Origin of the sequence: Wolbachia endosymbiont of Cardiocondyla obscurior (assembly GCF_902713635.1) — a bacterium.
Classification (GTDB): domain Bacteria; phylum Pseudomonadota; class Alphaproteobacteria; order Rickettsiales; family Anaplasmataceae; genus Wolbachia; species Wolbachia pipientis.
In genome coordinates this window covers 1-4222 of the sequence record NZ_CACTIU010000084.1, presented here as the reverse complement: position 1 = coordinate 4222, position 4222 = coordinate 1, and the positions used below count along the sequence as shown (strand labels likewise).

General features: G+C 35.3%; 2 protein-coding genes. One reads left to right on the top strand and one right to left on the bottom strand.

Annotated elements, in window-relative coordinates; translation table 11 throughout:
• Positions 1-69: 69 nt before the first annotated feature.
• Positions 70-1062 (bottom strand): hypothetical protein, encoded by a 993-nt coding sequence (locus tag WOCAOBSORBRA_RS05645; RefSeq protein WP_246165654.1) that lies wholly within the window; start codon positions 1060-1062, stop codon positions 70-72.
• Between the two features lie 237 nt (positions 1063-1299).
• On the opposite strand from WOCAOBSORBRA_RS05645, the gene secA reads away from it, so the two are divergent.
• Positions 1300-3960: a preprotein translocase subunit SecA gene (gene secA / locus WOCAOBSORBRA_RS05640; protein ID WP_155968456.1), complete on the top strand. Its 2661-nt coding sequence runs from the start codon at positions 1300-1302 to the stop codon at positions 3958-3960.
• Positions 3961-4222 lie beyond the last annotated feature (262 nt).

Sequence of the window (4222 nt, the reverse complement as noted above, 5' to 3'; positions counted from 1 at the left end):
AAATATACAGACTTACAACTTTTGGTTGGTAATACCATAATGGAAATTTATCATTCATTTTAGAAAATACTATAGTGTTGCTGTATCATTAGCTTTCAGGCATTCTTCTATTTTATCTAGCAGCGCTTCTCTGCCGACAAAGTTATAATTTCGAAGAGGGACTTGCCAAAATTCAGGTAGATCTTCCTTAAGTTTGAGACTATAAAGATGTTCTATGGCTTCCTTAAAATAATTGTCTTTTCTTGTTAGATAAGAAACTTCGCTACCCTGTTGTTCCCACCATTTTTCTACCTTCCCGCGTGCAAAGTCAAAAACCATGTCAATGTTTTTCTTGCCTGATATTTTGTATATACTCCCTATTTCTTTCTTAATAATATCATCTAATTTTGAATGATTAGGTTGATTAACTACAAACCTTATTCTAAGTAAAAAATCTTCTATTTCATCTTCACTGCCGCAACTGAAGTATTTTTTCAGTTCAATATGATTTTTTATTTTGTAGCACGTTCCTCTGTGACCTTCATAAATACTTAAAATGTTATCATCTGTTAACTTTGACTCTTCCAGATACTCCTCTAATGTTTCTACTTTGCCTTGCTTTTCTGTACCTTTTTTTAAGTTCACATTAACATTAGCATGAATGACAAGTGTAATATCACTGTTCTTATACTCAGGGTTTTGCTTAATCTCAGGATGAGATTCAAAATATTTGTTTAACCCGAAATCCTCTTTCTGTCGCTTTCTATTGTTTCCATCAATAAACAAATCTTCAAAAGTAATATTCGCTGATGAACTAGGGTCGTTACGGTGTTTAGCTTGAACCAAGATAATTCTCGATTTGTTCTTCTGATCTTTATACTCAAAAAAAATATCATCAAAGGCTCCAAAACCTTCTATGTTTGATGCTAACCAAAAGTCAATTTTACTACTTAACCCATAAAGTAGATACAGCATTAATAATTTTACTTCATACTTGCAACCATGATCACCTGTTGATGTGCCATCTCTCTTCTTAAATATACGATTACTAAGTATTTCAGACTGTTTATTTTCTACATTCATACCCTACTAAACCTACGAATAACTTCTTTCTATAAAAAATTAAAGTCACCAAGTGCCTAAGATAATGCAACAGATTCTTTAATATTTCAATAACAGTGCCTGCAAGAACAGGGTTGGAAGTGTTCCTTTGTTTATTACCTTAGTATATGAATAAGGATTCCCCGAATCTAATATGTAATTGCTGTAGGCTGCATTTAGTAATATAATCTCATATTAAATAAGACGTTACTTAAGTTTATGCTAGATTCTCCGCTAATTTTGACAGCCATTCTTATATTTTTCATTTTTACGTTGTCATTCTTTTTTATAAGAAAGATATTTGGTTCCACAAACAAGAAGATAATAAAATCCTTTAGGAAAATTGTTCAGCAAATAAATGCATTAGAAACAGAAATGCAGAGTTTATCTGATGAGGAGCTTGCTGGTAAAACTGAAGAATTCAAACAAGAATTGAAAAATGGGAAAACGTTAAATGATCTTCTCGTACCTGCATTTGCAGTTGTGCGTGAAGCCTCTCGAAGGTTTCTTAACATGAGGCACTTTGATGTTCAACTGATTGGTGGAATGGTGCTCCACAATGGTATGATATCAGAAATGAAAACAGGAGAGGGAAAGACACTCGTTGCAACTTTAGCAGCATATCTAAATTCCTTAGAAGGGAAAGGCGTACACGTCGTAACTGTTAATGACTACCTTGCAAAACGAGACACAGAGTGGATGAGCAAATTATATAATTCTCTTGGGGTTTCTGTTGCGTTTATTACGAATAACTTGACAGACGAAGAGAGGAAAGAGGCTTACAGTGCAGATATCGTGTATTCCACAAATAACGAGCTTGCCTTTGATTACCTGCGAGACAATATGAAATTTTCTCAAGAAGACATGGTTCAGAGAGGCTTTCACTACGGAATAGTTGATGAAGTGGACTCAATACTCATTGATGAAGCTCGCACTCCGCTTATTATTTCTGGCCCGGTTGAGGAAAACAATCAGATATATAAGCATATCAATAAAATAGTAACCAAATTAGTTGACTCTGATTATGAAGTAGATGAAAAAGGTAGAACGGTATTCTTGACTGAAGATGGTATTTCACGAGTGGAGGAACTACTAAGATCATACAATCTCATTCCTGAAAATTCCTCGCTCTATGATACTGACAGCATGATAATGACTCATTATATGGACCAAGCATTACGTGCACATAAGCTGTTCACTGCTGATAAAGATTATATAGTGAAAGATGGAAAGGTAGTGATTATTGATGAATTTACTGGGCGTATGATGGAGGGCAGGAGATATTCCGATGGTCTTCATCAGGCACTTGAAGCGAAGGAGAATCTTGAAATTCAGCATGAAAACCAAACTTTAGCATCGGTCACATTTCAGAATTACTTTCGTATGTACAATAAACTTTCCGGAATGACTGGAACAGCAGCAACAGAGGCAGAAGAGTTTCGTGATATATACAGATTAAATGTAGTAAAAATTCCAACCAATGTATCTGTAAAAAGAGTTGATATTGATGATGAAATTTACGGTACAGAAAAGGAAAAATTTAATGCTGTATTGAAGTTTATAGAAGAATGCCACAAACGCCTTCAACCGGTCCTTGTTGGCACGGTGAGCATCGAAAACTCTGAGAAGCTTTCTGCGCTTTTGCAAAGCCATTCTCTTAAGCATTCAGTATTGAATGCTCGTTATCATGAACAAGAGGCGTACATAATAGCGCAAGCTGGGGTGCCAGGTAGTGTCACTATAGCAACTAACATGGCAGGACGTGGAACTGATATTCAGCTTGGTGGAAATGCTGAAATGATCGCAAAGGTGGAGCTAAAGAAGATAAAAAATGCTGATGAAAGAGAAAAAAAATATCAAGAAATAGTTGAAAGAGTAAAAAAAGATAAGGAAATTGCTATAAAAGCTGGTGGTTTATGTGTGGTTGGAACCGAAAGACATGAAAGCAGGAGAATAGATGATCAATTACGTGGCCGTTCTGGCCGTCAGGGTGATCCTGGACTTTCTAAGTTCTTTTTATCGCTCGAAGATGACCTAATGAGAATATTTGGTTCTGATAGAATGAGAAGCTTTTTACAAAAAGTAGGGTTAAAGAATAACGAAGCTATTCATCATCCATGGATCAATAAGGCACTTGAGAAAGCGCAAAAGAAAGTTGAAGCTAGAAACTATGACGTGCGGAAATCTCTACTTAAGTTTGATGACGTAATCAATAACCAACGTAAAGTTATTTTTAAGCAGAGAAACAATATCTTAGGCAACGAAATTAATGATTTACTTGAAGTATATAGCGAAGTAAATGAGAGCGTAATAGAAGGTATAGTCCAAAGTGGCTATTATGAGGATTATATTGAAGATATAGTCAAAGAATTCCATACAAGGTATGGAATAACGCTTGATAAAGAAGATTTAGCAAAGTTTTTAAACAAACAAGAAGCTTTGGATTATATAAATGATAAGATACAAGAATTTTTTACTGAGAAAGAAAAATATTTCAACAGTCAGCACACTACAGATTTGTGGAATACGATCGTGAAGCAAATGATGATAATGACACTTGATCATTTATGGAGGGAACACCTTTCAGTTCTAGAGAGCCTAAGACAAAGCATAAGCCTACGTGCCATGGGGCAGAAAGATCCACTGAATGAATTTAAACGCGAAGCTTTCTTGATGTTTGAGTCAATGCTTGAAAAATGGAAGGAACTCACCATTCACCGCCTAGCGCACTTTAAGTTGGCAGATAACCAAGAGATAGGCAATAGGTTACATTCTGCTAGAAATAGCAGACTTCCCAAAGTCTCAAGAAACGACAAGTGCCCTTGTAATTCTGGAAAGAAGTACAAACACTGCCACGGCGCGGTTACTGTGGTGAATTAATAATTATGGTTGTACAGTTTGTTTATTTCCATCAACATTACTGCAGCTAACCTCACTTAGCTTACTGTTTAATGAATACTCTGATGACTTATATGTAACTCCATAGGTAATACTACCAACTATCAGTGCAGATGCTACAGTAATTCCAATTATTGCTAGTGCAGGTAATGCAGTGGCATAGGCAAGTACTATAGTATTTTCTAAAATGAATGATAAATTTCCATTATGGTATTACCAACCAAAAGTTGTAAGTCTGTATATT

Excerpts from the sequence above, each read along its gene's own strand:
- WOCAOBSORBRA_RS05645 (WP_246165654.1), bottom strand. The coding sequence starts at position 1,062 with ATGAATGTAGAAAATAAACAGTCTGAAATACTTAGTAATCGTATATTT.
- secA (WP_155968456.1), top strand. The coding sequence starts at position 1,300 with ATGCTAGATTCTCCGCTAATTTTGACAGCCATTCTTATATTTTTCATT.